Here is a 16,378-nt window from a genome sequence, read left to right as displayed (position 1 = left end):
TTGCGTTCACTGAGGGGGACTCACTACCGTGATGGACAGTGAACGGGTGCGTTCACTAATTCTTCCGTGGGGGATCCATAGTGACAACTTCTCCGGTGGACACACAGACCAAGGACGGACCCGCTCGCGCCGGAGGTCGGCCGGGTATCGCCTTGACCGTCATCGCCGCCTGCCAACTGATGGTCGTCCTCGACGCCACCATCGTGAACATCGCCCTGCCACACATCCAGGACGCGCTCTCCTTCTCGACCACCGATCTGTCGTGGGTGCTCAGCGCCTACACGCTCACCTTCGGTGGCCTGCTGCTCCTCGGTGGACGGGCCGGGGACATCCTGGGGCGCCGCCGGGTGTTCATGGCCGGCATCCTGCTCTTCACCTTCGCCTCGCTGCTCGGAGGCTTCGCCCAGGAGCCCTGGCACCTGCTCGCCGCGCGCGCCCTGCAGGGTGTCGGCGGCGCCATCGCCTCGCCCACGTCGCTCGCGCTGATCACGACGACTTTCCCCGAAGGGCCGGAACGCAACCGGGCGTTCGGCGTGTTCGCCGCCGTCTCCGCCGGTGGCGGCGCGATCGGTCTGCTCGCCGGCGGCGTGCTCACGGAGTGGCTGGACTGGCGCTGGGTCCTCTTCGTGAACGTCCCGATCGGTCTGCTGATCGCCTTCCTGACCCCGCGCTACATCGCGGAGTCCGAGCGTCACCCCGGCCGGTTCGACATCGCGGGCGCCGCGACCTCGACACTCGGCATGGCCGCGCTGGTCTACGGGTTCATCCGGGCGTCCGAGAAGGGCTGGGAGGACGCACTGACCATCGGCTCCTTCGTCTCGGCGGTCATCCTGCTCGTCGCCTTCGCGCTCGTGGAATCGCGCGCAAAGGAACCGATCACGCCGCTCCGGATGTTCGCGGACCGCAATCGCTCGGGCACGTACGTCATCATGCTCAGCCTGGCGGCGGCCATGTTCGGCATGTTCTTCTTCATCGTGCTCTGGGTCCAGGACGTCCTGGGGTACAGCCCGATCCAGTCCGGGCTCGCCTTCCTTCCCGTGACGGTCGCGATCGCCACCGGCGCGGGACTCGCGCAGCGGCTGCTGCCGGTACTCGGCCCCAAGCCGTTCATGGTGAGCGGTTCGGCGTTCACCGGTGCGGGTCTGTTCTGGCTGACGTTCATCAGCTCGGACAGCAGCTACGCGAGCGGCGTCCTCGGCCCGATGGTCCTGTTCGGCTTCGGCATGGGCCTCAACTTCGTGACGCTCACGCTCACGGCCGTCTCCGGAGTGGCCCAGCACGAGGCGGGAGCCGCGTCGGGCCTGCTCAACGCCACGCAGCAGGTCGGCGGTTCGCTCGGCCTGTCCATCCTGGTCACGGTCTTCGGAACGGCGAGCCGCGAGGAAGGCGACAAGCAGATGCCCGACTTCCTCGCGAACTCGACACCGGAGCAGCAGGCCGAGGCCATGAAGACGAAGGAGCTGCCCCCGCCCTGGGGTCACGAGGTGCTGACCTCGGGCATCTCCTCGGCGTTCACGGCCGCCGTCGCGATGGTGCTGATCGCGCTGGTCACGGCCGTCCTGGTGATCCGGGTCCGCAAGAGCGACCTGGAAGCGCTCAGCGGCCGTGCGGAGGCCGCCGGGCCGGTGGCCTGACAAGACACCGATGGCCCTTGAACCCCGAACGGGGCTCTAGTAGTGCTTTGTTAGGTGGTGTCGTAGGGCTGCCATGGGACGGTCTGTCGGCAGGTGGGGCAGGTGCCGGTCCAGGTGGCGATGAGCTGTTGGAGGAGGTCCAGGGCCTGGTAGAGGGTCAGGCCCTGGCAGGGGCTTTTGGGTGTCTCCGCTGTTCGGTCAGGAACAGGTGGGCGGCGGTGACGAGGGTGACGTGCCGGTGCCAGCCGGCGAACGAACGGCCCTCGAAGTGGTCCAGGCCCAGGGCTGTTTTCAGCTCGCGGTAGTCGTGCTCGATCCGCCACCGGGCTTTTGCCAGCCGGACCAGATCCCTGGCGGGGATATCGGGTGGCAGGTTCGAGATCCAGTACTGCACCGGTTCGCGCTCGCCCTCGGGCCACCGGGCGATCAGCCAGGACAGCCCGATCGTGCCGTCGGCGGCCGGTTTCGGGCGACGGCCCGCGAGCCGGACGCGCAGGAAACGAAGTGCGAGCTCATCGCCGCCTTCGATCCCTTGCGCCAGGTCACGGTCCGACCGCGGCCGCGACCTGCGGCCAGTATGTGCTCGCGCAATGACACGGGCCGGGTGCGGTAGCGGGGCAGCGGCCTGGGGCCGAGCCCGCCGTACTCGGGCTGGTGCGGCACCGCGTCCCGGCCGTGGGCGGTCATCTCGCCCTTGGCCTGCAGCACCCAGGCCAGGCCGCGTTCGTCCAGGCCGTGGCGGAAGTCGGCGTTCGCGCCGTAGCCGGTATCGGCGACCAGGACGGCGGGCCGCAGCCCGGAGCCGGCGAGTTCGTCGAGCATGTCCAGGGCGAGCTGCCACTTGGGACGGTGGCGCTCGTCGTCGGGGATCCGGCAGGCCCGCCTGCGGGCCTGGGCGTCGGGACCGTCCCAGGCGGCGGGCAGGAACAGGCGCCAGGACAACGGGCACGAAGCCTCCTCGGAGGCGGCGTGGACACTGACGCCGATCTGGCAGTTGCCGACCTTGCCCAGGGTGCCCGAGTACTGCCGGGCCACCCCGGCCGAGGAACGGCCTTCCTTGGGGAAGCCGGTGTCGTCCACCACCCACACCTGCGGCTGCACGACGGCCACCGCCCGCCACGCCAGCCGGGCGCGCACGTCCCTGACCTGCCACGTCGAGGTCGTGATGAACTGCTGCAACTGCTGGTGATCGACACCGAGCCGTTCAGCCATCGGCTGCATCGACTTCCTGCGGCCGTCCAGCAGCAGCCCCCGCAGATATAACGCGCCCTTCGCTCTCTGGTCCCGACGCACCAACGGCGCGAACACCTCCGCCGCGAAACCCTCCAACCGGCCCCGCACCGCGGCAAGCTCCCCAGCCCTCATACAGCCAGCGAACTACCACCCACCCACCACGACAAGACCACCTAACAAAGCACTACTAGGGGGTGTCTTGTCGATCACGCCGCGAGCCCGGCCTGATCGACAAGACACCCCCCTAGGGCCATCGTGCCGTTTCAGGCCGTCGCGACCGGAACCCACTCCGGAAGGTCCTCGGTCTGTCGCAGCCACTCCGCCGGCGGCGCCCCGGTCACCGCGGCGGCCACCACGCCTCCGGCGATGGCACAGGTCGTGTCGACATCCCCGCCGACCTGCGCGGTCGTCCAGAACACCCGCTCGAAATCACCGAGGCCACGGGCCGCCGACCACAGGGCGAACGGAACCGTGTCGTGTGCGCTCGTCCGCCGGCCGCTGCCGAGGACGGCGGCGACGGTGCCCGCGTCGCCGTAATCGAGCATGTCGCGGGCTCGGCGCAACCCCGCCCCGACCGCGCTGCGCGGCACAAGGGCGATGACCCCGTCGAGCAGTGCTTCCGGCGTGGGCGGTCCCGCCGGGTCTGCGGCCAGGGCGGCCGCGGCGGCGACGGCCATGGCGCCCACCACGGCCTCCCGGTGCTGGTGGGTCGTGTACGCGGAGATCTCGGCCTGGTGCGTCGCCTGCTCCGGGTCTTCCGCGTACCAGGCACCGAGCGGCGCGATCCGCATCGCGGCGCCGTTGCCCCACGAGCCCTGCCCCTGGAAGAGCGCGGCGGCCAGCTCCCGCCAGTCGCCGCCCTCCCTGATGAGCCGGAGCATGCGGTTGACCGCCGGGCCGTAGCCCCGGTCGAAGTCGTGGTGCTGAGCGAAGGACATCGCCAGGGCGTCCTGGTCGATCCGTTCGTGGCGGGCGAGGACGGCCAGGACGGAGCAGGCCATCTCGGTGTCGTCGGTCCACTGCCAGGGGCCGTCGGGCAGCTCGCGCCGCTTCAGCAGGGGGTAGTTGGCGGGTACGAAGAACTGGGAGCCCAGGGCGTCTCCCACGGACAGCCCGCGCAGGCTGGCCAGGGCGCGGTCGAAGCGCCCGTCGAATGAGGAGTCAGCGGTCATCGGTCTGCCACTCTATCCGGTATGGCCGTACGGTTCCGGGGTACGCCAGCGTTCGAACGGCCTGTCCAGACGGTATCGGCCGTCCTCGTCGAGCAGGAGCGTGCGGGTCTCGGCGTTGCCGGGATTCGACAGGGACTCGAAATCCGCGACCGTCCAGTGGAACCAGCGCATGCAGAACAGGCGCATGGTCAGTCCGTGGGTGACGATGAGGACGTTGGGCGGATGGTCGGGCGCCTCGAAACTGCGGTAGAGGCTCTCCAGGAACGCCCCGACCCGGTCGTAGACGTCCGCCCCCGACTCCCCCTGGGCGAAGCGGTAGAAGAAGTGCCCGTACGCGTCCCGGTAGGCCTTCTGCAGACGTACGTCCTCCCGCTCCTGCCAGTTGCCCCAGTCCTGCTCCCGCAGGCGCGGCTCCTCCCGTACCCGGACCTGCTCCGGGGGCAGCCGGAAGGCGCGGAGGGTCTCGTGGGTGCGGCGGTACGGCGAGACGTAGACGCTGACCGCCTCGTCCCCGAAGAGTTCCCGAAGCCGCTCCCCCGTCTCCTCCGCCTGCCGCCATCCGGTCTCCGTGAGACGCAGGGCGTGATCGGGCTCCCGTTCGTACACCGTGTCATCGACATTGCCCTCGGACTCTCCGTGCCGTACGAGAACGATGCGCCGCGGTCGTGCCATACCCCGACCCTAGATCGCCGCTCCCGGGCAGGCTCAGCCGAGGAGGCGCCCGGAGTCCATCCGGCGTATGTGCCCGGTGAAGCGGGTGCGCAGGGCACGGTCGTGGGAGACCACCACGAGGGCTCCCGTCCACTGCTCCAGGGCCTCCTCCAGCTCCTCCACGAGCCCCAGGGCCAGGTGGTTGCCCGGCTCGTCGAGAAGAAGGAGGTCGGCGGGCCGGGACAGCAGTCGGGCGAGCGCCAGCCGGCGGAGCTGGCCCGCGGAGAGACCTCCGACCGGCACGCTCAGGTCGGCCGGGCGGAACAGTCCGTACGACAGGAGCAGTTCGGCCCGCTCGTCCTCGGCGAGGGCGAGCCCACGTCCGAAACAGGTCAGCAGCCGTTCCTCCGGGCGCCGGACAGTGACGTCCTGGGACAGGTATCCGACGCGTCCGGCGCGGCGGACGTCGCCGGCGTCGGGGCTGACCACCCCTGCCATGACCCGCAGCAGGGTGGACTTCCCCGCACCGTTGCCACCGTGGACGAGGAGCCGCTCCCCCGCCCCGACGGTGAGCGTGTCCACGGCGAGACGGTCCGCGACCCGCACTCCGGTCAGGGTGACGAGCGCTCCCTCCGCACCGCCCGCCAGGGGCCGGGCGGTGAAGGAGAGGGGTGGAGGCGGCTGCGGCACAGGCTCCTCGCGCAGTCGTCTCAGCCGCTCCCGGGCGTTGCGGACGCGCCCGGAGACGGAGGCCTGGACGCGGCCCGCCGCCCGGTCGAAGGCCATCTTGTTGTTGTCCTTCATCTCCCTCCCGGGTGCGACGCCGTGAGCCGTGGTCGAGGCGTACGCCTCCAGCCGTGCCGTCTCCTCGCACCACTCCTCGTAGGACTCCTCCCAGCGCCGCCGTGCGGCCACCCGTGCCGCGCGGTAGCCGGCGTATCCGTCGCCGTACCGCACGAGCGCACGGCGGTCTGCGTCCGCCTCGACGATCGCGGTGGCGACCCGCTCCAGGAAGGTCCGGTCGTGGGAGACGGCCACGACCGTGCCGCGATGGGCGAGGAGGGCTCCCTCCAGCCAGTCGAGCGCCTGCGCGTCGAGGTGGTTGGTGGGTTCGTCGAGCAGGAGCACCTCGGGGCCGGCCGCGACCGCGCAGGCGATGCCGAGCCGGGCCAGCTCGCCACCGGAGAGGCTGCCGAGTATCCGCTCACGACCGGTACCGGCAAGGCCGAGTCCGTAAAGAGCCTTGTCGACCCGGGCGTCCGCCTCGTACCCGCCCCGGAGTTCGTAGGCGGTGAGGAGCTCGCCGTACACGTCGAGCACCGTCCCATCCGCCGGGTCGAGTCCGGCTTCGAGTTCGGTTTCGAGTGCGCGCAGCCGCCGCTCCATGGCGCGGAGCTCGGCGAGCGCGGCGTCGATCGCGTCACCGACGGTGGCACCGGGAGGTAGCTCGGGGGTCTGCGCGAGCATCCGCACACCACCGTCGGCGACGGTGACGACCCTGCCCTCGTCGGGCCGGTCCGCCCCGGCGAGGAGGCGCAGCAGAGTCGACTTCCCCGCACCGTTCTCCCCCACGATCCCGATCCGTTCCCCGGGGCGCACGGAGAGCGAGACCTGGTCGAGAAGCAGTCGTTCACCACGGGTCACGACGACGTCGTGCAGCGAGATCTGAGTGGGCAAGGGCGTCTCCATGAGTAGACCGTCAAATGCAACCTGGATCGCATTAAGGCGAGTGTGGCACACTCGAACCCCCTAACGCAACGGGAGTAGCAATTGAATGACTCGATCGAGGACCGCCCGGCCCCTCCACCCGGCAGCACGCGTCCCGGCGGCCGCACCGCCCGCACCCGGGCGGCGGTCCGCGACGCCGTCCTGACCGGCCTGTCCGAGCACGGCTACCCCGCCCTGACCGTGGAGTACGTGGCCGAGCACTCGGGGGTCCACAAGACGACGCTCTACCGGCGTTGGGGCAGTGTCGAAGGGCTCCTCGCCGACGCGCTCGACCTGGCGAGCGAGGACGCCTGGACGCCGCCGGACACCGGGAGCCTCTCCGGAGATCTGCGCGCACTCGCGCGTGAGGTCGTCGACGCCTTCGGCGATCCCGCCGCCGGCGCGGCCCCGATCGCGTTCGTCGGCGCCGCGTTCCAGTCCCCACGGGCCGCCACGGCCCTGCACAGCTTCTGCACCGAGCGCTTCCGTCGCTGCGAGGTCGTCGTCACCAGGGCCGTCGCCCGCGGCGAAGCGCCGCGGGACACCGACGCGGGGGCGGTCGTCCGGGCAGTCTCGGCGCCCCTGTTCCTGCGCCTCTTCGTCACCCGCGAACCGATCGACGGCGCACTCGCGGACCAGGCGGCACGCGCGGTGCTTGCCGGGGTCGAGGCGGGGGCGTTCGCCCCGGCCTAGGGGGTGGTCTTGCCGCGAGCCGGCCCGATCAGCAAGACACCCTCCAGGCCTTCTCGGCCCGGCGCAGGCCTCCTCCGGCCGTTCGAAACGGCCGGCAGGGACCTACGCCCAACCCCTCCAGGGCGGCCCGGGCCTCCTCAGACCGTCCAGGACGACTCGAGCTGCACCACGTCACCGGCCAGTGCCGCCACATCGGCCGCGGTCCTGGCCCGCAGTCCGAGCCGCTCGATCCGCTCCGCCCGGTACTTGCCGTGCTCCGCGGCGGACTGCCACATCGACAGCACCAGGAACTCGCTTCCCGGCGCCTCGCCGAACAGGCCCCGCAGCATGCCCGGGGACCCGGCCATCGCCGGGTTCCACACCTTCTCCTGCATGAGCGCGAAGTGCTCGGCACGGTCCTCGTGGACACGGCAGTGCGCCACCCGCGCCACATCGGCATCGGAGAACCGCGGTTCGAACCCCGTCTTCACGTCGAAGCGGTGGTCGAACAGCTTGACCTGGATGTTCTTGTACGTGCCCATCTGGGCGGCCGCCAGACGATCGTGCGAGCGCGCCATGAAGGAGTCGTAGAAGGCACGGCTCTCCCAGAACGCGAAAATGTGGGCGACGTCCGGCCGAGCCCGGCTCCACCCGCCACCCTGGCCCCGGAATCCCGGCTCACCGAGCAGCCCCGCCCATTTCCGCTGCCCCCGCTCGAACCCTCGACGGTCCATCACGGTGCAGCGAATCCACTTGACCAGCACCGCGCCATCGTACGGGGCCGACGACCGCCCCGGCAGACCTCGTCAGACTCCCACCGGGTGCATTCGCTCCAGACCCGCGCGCTCCTCGTCGTCCAGTTCGATCCCGAATTCGGATGCGAGCGTCGCGATCAACTCACCCGCGGTCACGACGCGTTCCTCGGTGACGCCGTCCGTCCGCACCGTCGACAGCGTGTCGCGCACCAGCGCTCTTCGCACGTCCGGCCCGGGCCGCTGGGCCACGACCTGGCCGAGAAAACGCGACTGCGGATGGCTGGAGCTGTAGTGGTTCATGACGGTGAAGTCGCCGGGATAGAGGGTCTGCGGGGAGAACGCGTACAGGTCGCTCCAGCCTTCCGGCCGCAGGGAACGCAGCACATGGATGCCCTCGCCCTCGACACCGATCCCGAACGTCCAGCCGCTCTGCTCGACACGCGCCCCGTCCCGCAGGGGCACCGGTTCCAGCGGCCCCTGCCAGCCGAACCCGACGTCGGCGAGCCACTGTTCGCCCTCGATCGTGACGACAAGAAGCGCGTGCGTGACGGGCGGCAGCGTGGCGCCGCGCGAACGGTTGCGGGCTCCCCGCCCGGCGACCGTGAAGCCGATCCGCTCGAGTACCGCCGCGAACAGCGAGTTCTGCTCGTAGCAGTAGCCACCGCGACGTCTCTCGACGAGCTTGCCCTGAAGGCTCTTCAGGTCCAGTGGCACCGGTCTCCCGAGCGCGACGTCGAGGTTCTCGAACGGAACGGCCCGGACATGCGCGCGGTGAAGGGCCTTCAATGTCCCCAGATCGGGGGCGAGTTTCCCGTCCCGCTCGACGGCATATCCGATTCGAGCCAGATATGCGTCGAGATCCAGCTCCTCACCGCTCCACAAACCACTCGCCCCCTCAACCCCCGGGTCCTCTGTCACAGCCCCATGACACCATGAGCAACCGGCCCACGACCACGGGCTTTTGAGCGGGTCAGCGGTACGACGCGAGGCGTGCGCGGGGGCGTACGCGGAGAGGGGAAGCACCATGAGCGGACTCAACAAAGGGGTGGGACGGGTCGAGGTGACGCTCAGGTGGGACCCTGCCCCGATCGGCGCGCCGGCCCACGACCTGGACATCGTCGCCGGCGTCTTCGCGGCGGACGACCCGCACGGAGCGCCGGTCCAGCTGGTGCACTTCGGCAGTCGGTCCCCCGACGGCACGATCACGCTCCACCGGGACAGCCGTACGGGCCAGGGATTCGGTTACGACGAGGCCATGACCCTGGAGCTGAACCGGCTGGCACCGCAGTACGCGCGCGTGGTGGTGGGTGTCGCGATACAGCAGGGCGGCGGGCGGCGGTCCTTCGGCGACATAGCGAACGCGGGTGTACGGGTGCGCGAGGGCTACACGGACCTGCTGGTCCACGACTTCGCGGACGTGCCGGACGCTCTCTCGGCGACGGTCGTGGAGTTCACGAGAGACGGCGCCGACGGCTGGACGTACCGCCCGATCAGCCACGGCTTCGACGCCGACCCCCAGGTGTTCGGCACCGTGCTGGGTGCCGCACGCCCCTGAAGGCCCGGACGCCCGGGCCCGGACGCGGTGAAGGGGACCGGCGCAGGGCCGGTCCCCTTCACTGAGCAACTACTCGATGTCAGCTGCAGCCGCTGGTCGAGCCGCAGCCCTCGCAGATGTAGCAGGAGCCGGCGCGCTGCATCTTCGTACCGCAGGAGAAGCAGAGCGGGGCGTCGGCGCTGATGCCGAGCTGCATCTCGACGAGCTCCGCCGAGGTGTGCGCCTGCTGCGGCGCCGGGACCTCGATCTTCGGGGCCGGGGCCGCGACGGCCTTCAGCTCCTGGGTGCGGGGCGCGGACTGGGCCAGCGCCTCGACGTCGATCTCGTCCTCGACGGACTGCTCGTACGAGCCGGTGTCCAGGTGGCGCTGACGCTCCTCGGCCGAGTGGATGCCGAGCGCGGAGCGGGTCTCGAAGGGCAGGAAGTCCAGCGCCAGGCGGCGGAAGATGTAGTCGACGATCGACTGCGCCATCCGCACGTCCGGGTCGTCCGTCATACCGGCCGGCTCGAAGCGCATGTTGGTGAACTTCGAGACGTACGTCTCCAGCGGGACGCCGTACTGCAGACCGACGGAGACGGCGATGGAGAAGGCGTCCATCATGCCGGCGAGCGTCGAACCCTGCTTGGACATCTTGAGGAAGACCTCGCCGAGACCGTCGTCCGGGTAGGAGTTGGCGGTCATGTAACCCTCGGCGCCACCGACGGTGAAGGAGGTGGTGATCCCCGGGCGGCCCTTGGGCAGGCGCTTGCGGACCGGACGGTACTCGACGACCTTCTCGACGGCCTCGCGGATCGTCGCCTCGGTCTTCGCGGTGACCTCGACCTTCTCCTCTTCCTTCTTCTTCGCGGAGAGGGGCTGGCCGACCTTGCAGTTGTCGCGGTAGATGGCGAGCGCCTTGACGCCCATCTTCCAGGCCTCGAAGTAGACCTCCTCGACGTCCTCGACCGTGGCCGTCTCCGGCAGGTTCACGGTCTTGGAGAGGGCGCCCGAGATCCACGGCTGGATGGCGGCCATCATGCGGACGTGGCCCATCGCGGAGATGGAGCGCTCGCCCATGGCGCAGTCGAAGACCTCGTAGTGCTCGGCCTTCAGACCGGGGGCGTCGATCACATTGCCGTTCTCGGCGATGTGGGCGACGACCGCCTCGATCTGCTCCTCCTGGTAGCCCAGGCGGCGCAGGGCCTGCGGGACGGTGCCGTTGACGATCTGCATCGAGCCGCCGCCGACGAGCTTCTTGAACTTGACCAGGGCGAGGTCGGGCTCGAGACCGGTGGTGTCGCAGGACATCGCGAGACCGATGGTGCCGGTCGGGGCGATGACCGAGGCCTGCGCGTTGCGGAAGCCGTTCTTGGCGCCGAGGCGGATCACGTCCTGCCAGGCCTCCGTGGCGGCGGCCCAGATCGGCGAGTCGAGGTCGTCCATGCGAACGGCCTTGGTGTTCTCGTCGGCGTGCTGCTGCATGACGCGCTGGTGCGGCTCGGCGTTGCGGGCGTAGCCGTCGTACGCGCCGACGACCGCGGCGAGCTCGGCGGAGCGCTTGTACGAGGTGCCGGTCATCAGGGAGGTGATGGCACCGGCGAGCGCGCGGCCGCCGTCGGAGTCGTACGCGTGGCCGGTCGCCATCAGCAGGGCGCCGAGGTTGGCGTAGCCGATGCCGAGCTGGCGGTAGGCGCGGGTGTTCTCGCCGATCTTCTCGGTGGGGAAGTCGGCGAAGCAGATGGAGATGTCCATCGCGGTGATGACGAGCTCGACGACCTTGGCGAAGCGCTCGACCTCGAAGGACTGCTTGCCCTTGCCGTCGTCCTTGAGGAACTTCATCAGGTTCAGCGAGGCGAGGTTGCAGGACGTGTTGTCCAGGTGCATGTACTCGCTGCACGGGTTCGAGCCGTTGATACGGCCGGACTCGGGGCAGGTGTGCCAGTGGTTGATCGTGTCGTCGTACTGGATGCCCGGGTCGGCGCAGGCCCACGCGGCCTCGGCCATCTTGCGGAAGAGCGACTTGGCGTCGACCTCCTCGATGACCTCGCCGGTCATCCGGGAGGTGAGGCCGAACTTCCCGCCGGACTCGACGGCCTTCATGAACGTGTCGTTCACACGGACCGAGTTGTTGGCGTTCTGGTACTGGACGGACGTGATGTCGTCGCCGCCCAGGTCCATGTCGAAGCCCGCGTCACGGAGGGCGCGGATCTTCTCCTCCTCCTTGACCTTGGTCTCGATGAAGTCCTCGATGTCGGGGTGGTCGACGTCGAGGATGACCATCTTGGCCGCGCGACGGGTCGCGCCGCCCGACTTGATCGTTCCGGCGGAGGCGTCGGCGCCCCGCATGAACGAGACCGGGCCGGAGGCGTTGCCGCCGGAGGAGAGGAGCTCCTTGGAGGAGCGGATCCGGGAGAGGTTCAGGCCGGCGCCGGAGCCGCCCTTGAAGATCATGCCCTCTTCCTTGTACCAGTCGAGGATGGACTCCATGGAGTCGTCGACGGACAGGATGAAGCAGGCGGAGACCTGCTGGGGCTGGGGCGTGCCGACGTTGAACCAGACCGGCGAGTTGAAGCTGAAGATCTGGTGCAGGAGGGCGTAGGCCAGCTCGTGCTCGAAGATCTCGGCGTCGGCGGGCGAGGAGAAGTAGCCGTACTCCTCGCCGGCCTTCGTGTACGTCTTCACGATCCGGTCGATGAGCTGCTTGAGACCGGTCTCGCGCTGCGGGGTGCCGACGGCCCCGCGGAAGTACTTGCTGGTGACGATGTTGACCGCGTTCACCGACCAGAAGTCGGGGAACTCGACGCCACGCTGCTCGAAGTTGATCGAGCCGTCGCGCCAGTTGGTCATGACGACGTCACGGCGCTCCCAGGCCACCTCGTCGTACGGATGCACGCCGGGGGTGGTGTGGATGCGCTCGATACGCAGGCCCTTGGTCGCCGCCTTCGTTCCCTTGGAACGAGAACCACGTGCCGGACCGCTCGCCGTCTCTGTCATGCCGCCTCCCATATACGGGCAAAACACACTTTGGCGCCCAGATAGTCCCAGGGCACCGTCTTCTGTACGTCGTTCTGTACTGCTGCCACGAGCGCCTCAGGGGTCGCTCGGGGCACGTCTGCCAGGCCGCTCGGCGGCCGGCCGCCGGGCGCAAGGGCCCGGACCGCCGGTCAGTCGGCGGCGGTGGCGGGAACGGGGACCTCAGGGGTCGCACCGGTCCCGCGGTTCTCAGCGGGAGGCCGCACGCGGAGTTCCGCGATGGCGGCCTCGAAGTCTTCGAGGCTGTCGAAAGCCTTGTACACGGACGCGAAGCGCAGGTACGCGACGAGGTCGAGCTCCTGCAACGGGCCGAGAATGGCCAGACCCACGTCGTGGGTGGTCAGTTCGGCGCTGCCGGTGGCGCGCACCGCCTCCTCGACCCGCTGGCCGAGCTTGGCGAGGGCGTCCTCGGTGACCGGTCGCCCCTGGCACGCCTTGCGTACGCCGGAGATGACCTTGGTACGGCTGAAGGGCTCGGTGACACCGGACCGCTTCACCACCATGAGCGAGCACGTCTCCACCGTCGTGAAACGACGGGAGCAGTCGGGGCACTGGCGACGGCGCCGGATCGACGTCCCGTCGTCCGTGGTGCGACTGTCGACGACACGACTGTCGGGGTGCCTGCAGAAGGGGCAGTGCATTGGTTCCGACCCTCCCTCATGGCACGACTGGTGAACCTCACCGGACCCTCAAGGCCCTGCGAAGCGACCACCAGCATAGGCGATGTGGGCACCCCCGGCAGACCGGGGACCACTACCCCTGGGTGGCCGGTGCCATCCAACCACTAGATCTTGGGTTCGCGGCGATTCCGGGCCCTCCGCGTGTCGCGACGCACCCGCTCCCGCGATTCCGCCCCTGCGGGTGCGACACTGGGAGGGTGCACCGGAGGCGCGCGACCCAGCGGCGAAGGCTACCGTAACGACCGAATTGGGACGGCGCGTGAGTGTGCTCATACACCCGCACCTGAACAGGCGTAAGGCAATCTGCGAATTTTCACTCGAACGTGTGTTTGGCGCAACCTTTCGAAAGCCACTACCGTTGTGCCAGCCAGGGAGACCATTCGAGAGGGGCCGACGACGTGACCACCACCGCAGACAGTGCCACCATCACCGCCCAGGACCGCTCCCAGGGCCGACTCGAGCCGGTGCACGCCATGAATGACACAAGCATGAACGGCGAGGACCCCGGGCGACCTGCCCGGGCCCTCCCCGGGCGACCTCCAGGCATCCGAGCCGACAGCTCCGGTCTCACCGACCGGCAGCGCAGGGTCATCGAGGTCATCCGTGACTCGGTCCAGCGGCGCGGCTACCCGCCGTCGATGCGCGAGATCGGACAGGCGGTCGGCCTGTCCAGCACGTCCTCGGTGGCACACCAGCTCATGGCGCTGGAGCGCAAGGGCTTCCTCCGCCGTGACCCGCACCGCCCCCGGGCCTACGAGGTGCGCGGCTCCGACCAGCCGAGCACCCAGCCGACCGACACCACGGGCAAGCCCGCCGCGTCGTACGTCCCCCTGGTCGGCCGGATCGCGGCCGGTGGCCCGATCCTCGCCGAGGAGTCCGTCGAGGACGTCTTCCCCCTCCCGCGGCAGCTGGTCGGGGACGGCGAGCTGTTCGTCCTCAAGGTCGTCGGCGACTCGATGATCGAGGCCGCCATCTGTGACGGCGACTGGGTCACCGTCCGGCGGCAGCCCGTCGCGGAGAACGGCGACATCGTCGCGGCCATGCTGGACGGCGAGGCCACGGTCAAGCGCTTCAAGCGCGAAGACGGTCACGTCTGGCTGCTCCCGCACAATGCGGCGTACCAGCCGATCCCCGGCGACGAGGCCACCATCCTCGGCAAGGTGGTGGCGGTACTGCGGCGGGTCTGACACACCTCGCCGGCTCTGACCGGGCCCCGGGACCCACTGCGCCGGTCCCGGGGCCCTGCCGTGTCCGGAGGAGCTTCGGAGCACCCGTGGCTCCTCCGGACACGGTGAGCCTCAGGCGCCCGCCGCCTTCGACGCGGCATCGATGGCCGCCAGCGACTTCCGCACCTGATTGCGGTCGGTCGTGTACCAGAAGTCGGGCAGCGAGGCCTTCAGATAGCTGCCGTACCGGGCCGTCGCCAGTCGGGGGTCGAGGACCGCCACGACACCCCGGTCGCCCGTGGCCCGCACCAGACGGCCGGCGCCCTGCGCCATCAGCAGGGCCGCATGGGTCGCCGCGACCGCCATGAAGCCGTTGCCCCCGGCCTCCTCGACGGCCTTCTGCCGGGCGCTCATCAGCGGATCGTCCGGGCGCGGGAACGGGATCTTGTCCATGACGACCAGCTGGCAGCTGGCTCCCGGGACGTCCACTCCCTGCCAGAGCGACAGCGTGCCGAAGAGGCAGGTCTTCGGGTCTGCCGCGAAGTTCTTGATCAGCTCACCCAGTGTGTCCTCGCCCTGGAGCAGGATCGGCAGCTCAGGGACCCGGGTCCGCAGCTCCTCCGCCGCCTGCTGCGCCGCACGCATCGACGAGAACAGGCCGAGGGTCCGCCCGCCAGCCGACTGCATCAGCTCGGTCAGCTCATCGAGCATGTCCCCCCGGTCGCCGTCCCGCGCGGGCCGGGAGAGGTGCTTGGCGACGTAGAGGATGCCCTGCTTGGGGTAGTCGAACGGGGAGCCGACATCGATCCCCTTCCACACGGGAAGGTCGTCGCCCTGGGTGCCCTCGGGAGCCAGCCCGAGCGAGGCCCCGACGCCGTTGAAGTCGCCGCCCAGCTTGAGCGTGGCCGAGGCCAGGACCACCGACCGCTCCGTGAACAGCTTCTCCCGCAGCAGGCCCGAGACCGAGAGCGGCGCGACCCGCACCGAAGCCCCGAAACGGTCGTGCCGCTCGTACCAGACGACGTCCCACTCCGAGCCCTGGGTGATCCGCTCCGCCACGCCGTGGACGGTCTCCACGGAGGCCATGGCCTGCTTGCGCACCGCGTCCTCGTCCTGCACGGACCGGTCCCGGGTGGAGCCCAGGGCGGTGATCACCGCACGGGCGGCGTCCCGCAGCGCCATCAGTGCGTACGCGAGGTCTTCCGGGATCTCCTCCAGGCGTCCCGGCAGGGCCAGCTCCATGACCCGCTCGAAGCCCTCGGCGGCGGTCTGCAGCTGGTCGGCGACCTTCTCGTCGACGAGCTTCGCGGACCGACGCACGGCCCGGTTGACCTGGCCGGGGGTGAGCTCTCCGGTGGCGACCCCGGTGACCCGGGAGACCAGCTCGTGGGCCTCGTCGACGATCAGCACCTCGTGCTGCGGGAGCACCGGGGCACCCTCGATGGCGTCGATGGCGAGCAGGGCGTGGTTGGTGACGACGACGTCGGCGAGCTTGGCCCGCTCGCGGGCCGCCTCGGCGAAGCACTCCGCCCCGTACGCGCACTTGGCGGCGCCGAGACACTCCCGGGAGGAGACCGAGACCTGTGCCCAGGCCTTGTCGGATACGCCAGGGGTCAGGTCGTCCCGGTCCCCGGTCTCCGTCTCGTCCGACCAGTCCCGGAGCCGCATCAGGTCCTGGCCCAGCTTGCTGCTGGGCGCGGCCGCCTCGAAGGGGTCGAAGAGCCCTTCCTCCTCGTCCTGCGGGACACCTTCGTGGAGCCGGTGCAGACAGAGGTAGTTCGACCGGCCCTTGAGCATGGCGAACTGGGGACGGCGGCGCAGCTGCGGATGCAGCGCGTCGACCGTCCGCGGAAGGTCGCGCTCGACGAGCTGACGCTGCAGCGCCAGGGTGGCCGTGGCCACCACCACCCGCTCCCCCTGGGCCAGCGCCGGCACCAGATAGCCGAGCGACTTGCCCGTGCCGGTACCGGCCTGGACGAGGAGGTGGGAATTGTCGTCGATGGCCTCGGCCACGGCCTCGGCCATGGTGACCTGGCCGGGCCGCTCCGTGCCGCCGACGGCGGAGACGGCGGCGTGGAGGAGGTCGGGGAGGGATGGCTTCGTCATAGCCCCTCCACCCTACGGGGCGCCACTGACAGCC

12 protein-coding genes and 1 pseudogene are annotated in these 16,378 nt (G+C 70.0%); 4 read left to right on the top strand and 9 right to left on the bottom strand.

The window, feature by feature from the left end; genetic code table 11:
- Positions 1 to 80: 80 nt before the first annotated feature.
- Positions 81 to 1,634: an MFS transporter gene (locus tag OG462_RS31980; RefSeq protein WP_406062926.1), complete on the top strand. Its 1,554-nt coding sequence runs from the start codon at positions 81 to 83 to the stop codon at positions 1,632 to 1,634.
- 157 nt (positions 1,635 to 1,791) lie between these two features.
- Here OG462_RS31980 and OG462_RS31975 read toward each other — a convergent pair.
- The 4 genes and pseudogenes from OG462_RS31975 to OG462_RS31960 all read right to left on the bottom strand — a co-directional run bounded on the left by OG462_RS31975 (position 1,792) and on the right by OG462_RS31960 (position 6,367).
- Positions 1,792 to 2,999 (bottom strand): annotated as a pseudogene (locus tag OG462_RS31975) (IS701 family transposase).
- Positions 3,000 to 3,130: 131 nt separating this feature from the next.
- The gene (locus OG462_RS31970; protein WP_406062924.1) at positions 3,131 to 4,039 is read right to left on the bottom strand and encodes an ADP-ribosylglycohydrolase family protein; all 909 of its coding nucleotides are present in this window, start codon (positions 4,037 to 4,039) and stop codon (positions 3,131 to 3,133) included.
- A gap of 12 nt (positions 4,040 to 4,051) precedes the next feature.
- Positions 4,052 to 4,711, bottom strand: coding sequence for a histidine phosphatase family protein (locus OG462_RS31965; RefSeq protein WP_406062922.1), 660 nt, complete (start codon positions 4,709 to 4,711; stop codon positions 4,052 to 4,054).
- A gap of 33 nt (positions 4,712 to 4,744) precedes the next feature.
- Positions 4,745 to 6,367, bottom strand: coding sequence for an ABC-F family ATP-binding cassette domain-containing protein (locus OG462_RS31960; RefSeq protein WP_406062920.1), 1,623 nt, complete (start codon positions 6,365 to 6,367; stop codon positions 4,745 to 4,747).
- Positions 6,368 to 6,460: 93 nt separating this feature from the next.
- Between OG462_RS31960 and OG462_RS31955 the strand changes: the two genes are divergently transcribed.
- Positions 6,461 to 7,090 (top strand): TetR/AcrR family transcriptional regulator, encoded by a 630-nt coding sequence (locus tag OG462_RS31955; protein ID WP_406062918.1) that lies wholly within the window; start codon positions 6,461 to 6,463, stop codon positions 7,088 to 7,090.
- A gap of 137 nt (positions 7,091 to 7,227) precedes the next feature.
- Here the strand turns inward: OG462_RS31955 and OG462_RS31950 are convergent, their stop codons facing one another.
- Together OG462_RS31950 and OG462_RS31945 are read right to left on the bottom strand one after the other, a co-directional pair.
- Positions 7,228 to 7,833 carry a YdbC family protein gene (locus OG462_RS31950; RefSeq protein WP_406062916.1) on the bottom strand — a complete coding sequence of 202 codons (606 nt, stop codon included), beginning with the start codon at positions 7,831 to 7,833 and terminating at the stop codon, positions 7,228 to 7,230.
- 42 nt (positions 7,834 to 7,875) lie between these two features.
- Positions 7,876 to 8,742 carry an arylamine N-acetyltransferase gene (locus OG462_RS31945; protein ID WP_406062914.1) on the bottom strand — a complete coding sequence of 289 codons (867 nt, stop codon included), beginning with the start codon at positions 8,740 to 8,742 and terminating at the stop codon, positions 7,876 to 7,878.
- Positions 8,743 to 8,848: 106 nt separating this feature from the next.
- Here OG462_RS31945 and OG462_RS31940 point away from each other — a divergent pair, with 106 nt between their 5' ends.
- Positions 8,849 to 9,379 (top strand): TerD family protein, encoded by a 531-nt coding sequence (locus tag OG462_RS31940; protein ID WP_406062912.1) that lies wholly within the window; start codon positions 8,849 to 8,851, stop codon positions 9,377 to 9,379.
- Between the two features lie 79 nt (positions 9,380 to 9,458).
- On the opposite strand, the gene OG462_RS31935 is transcribed toward OG462_RS31940, so the two are convergent.
- Together OG462_RS31935 and nrdR are read right to left on the bottom strand one after the other, a co-directional pair.
- Positions 9,459 to 12,353: a vitamin B12-dependent ribonucleotide reductase gene (locus OG462_RS31935; protein WP_406062910.1), complete on the bottom strand. Its 2,895-nt coding sequence runs from the start codon at positions 12,351 to 12,353 to the stop codon at positions 9,459 to 9,461.
- A 170-nt stretch (positions 12,354 to 12,523) separates the two neighbouring features.
- Positions 12,524 to 13,033: a transcriptional regulator NrdR gene (gene nrdR / locus OG462_RS31930; protein ID WP_030325324.1), complete on the bottom strand. Its 510-nt coding sequence runs from the start codon at positions 13,031 to 13,033 to the stop codon at positions 12,524 to 12,526.
- Between the two features lie 437 nt (positions 13,034 to 13,470).
- Here nrdR and lexA point away from each other — a divergent pair, with 437 nt between their 5' ends.
- Positions 13,471 to 14,259, top strand: a complete 789-nt coding sequence (gene lexA / locus OG462_RS31925; RefSeq protein ID WP_030325322.1) for a transcriptional repressor LexA — start codon at positions 13,471 to 13,473, stop codon at positions 14,257 to 14,259.
- A gap of 111 nt (positions 14,260 to 14,370) precedes the next feature.
- Here lexA and OG462_RS31920 read toward each other — a convergent pair whose 3' ends face one another.
- The gene (locus OG462_RS31920) at positions 14,371 to 16,344 is read right to left on the bottom strand and encodes an ATP-dependent DNA helicase (protein WP_406062908.1); all 1,974 of its coding nucleotides are present in this window, start codon (positions 16,342 to 16,344) and stop codon (positions 14,371 to 14,373) included.
- Positions 16,345 to 16,378: the final 34 nt, after the last annotated feature.

The sequence above is a fragment of the Streptomyces sp. NBC_01077 genome (assembly GCF_045162855.1).
GTDB lineage: Bacteria > Actinomycetota > Actinomycetes > Streptomycetales > Streptomycetaceae > Streptomyces.
The sequence above is the reverse complement of the archived record's forward strand: the minus strand, read 5'-3'. Positions and strand labels throughout refer to the sequence as shown.

Bases quoted from the DNA above. Each gene is read 5' to 3' on its own strand.
- nrdR (WP_030325324.1), bottom strand. From the start codon at position 13,033: ATGCACTGCCCCTTCTGCAGGCACCCCGACAGTCGTGTCGTCGACAGT.
- OG462_RS31970 (WP_406062924.1), bottom strand. From the start codon at position 4,039: ATGACCGCTGACTCCTCATTCGACGGGCGCTTCGACCGCGCCCTGGCC.
- OG462_RS31935 (WP_406062910.1), bottom strand. From the start codon at position 12,353: ATGACAGAGACGGCGAGCGGTCCGGCACGTGGTTCTCGTTCCAAGGGA.
- OG462_RS31920 (WP_406062908.1), bottom strand. From the start codon at position 16,344: ATGACGAAGCCATCCCTCCCCGACCTCCTCCACGCCGCCGTCTCCGCC.
- OG462_RS31965 (WP_406062922.1), bottom strand. From the start codon at position 4,711: ATGGCACGACCGCGGCGCATCGTTCTCGTACGGCACGGAGAGTCCGAG.
- OG462_RS31940 (WP_406062912.1), top strand. From the start codon at position 8,849: ATGAGCGGACTCAACAAAGGGGTGGGACGGGTCGAGGTGACGCTCAGG.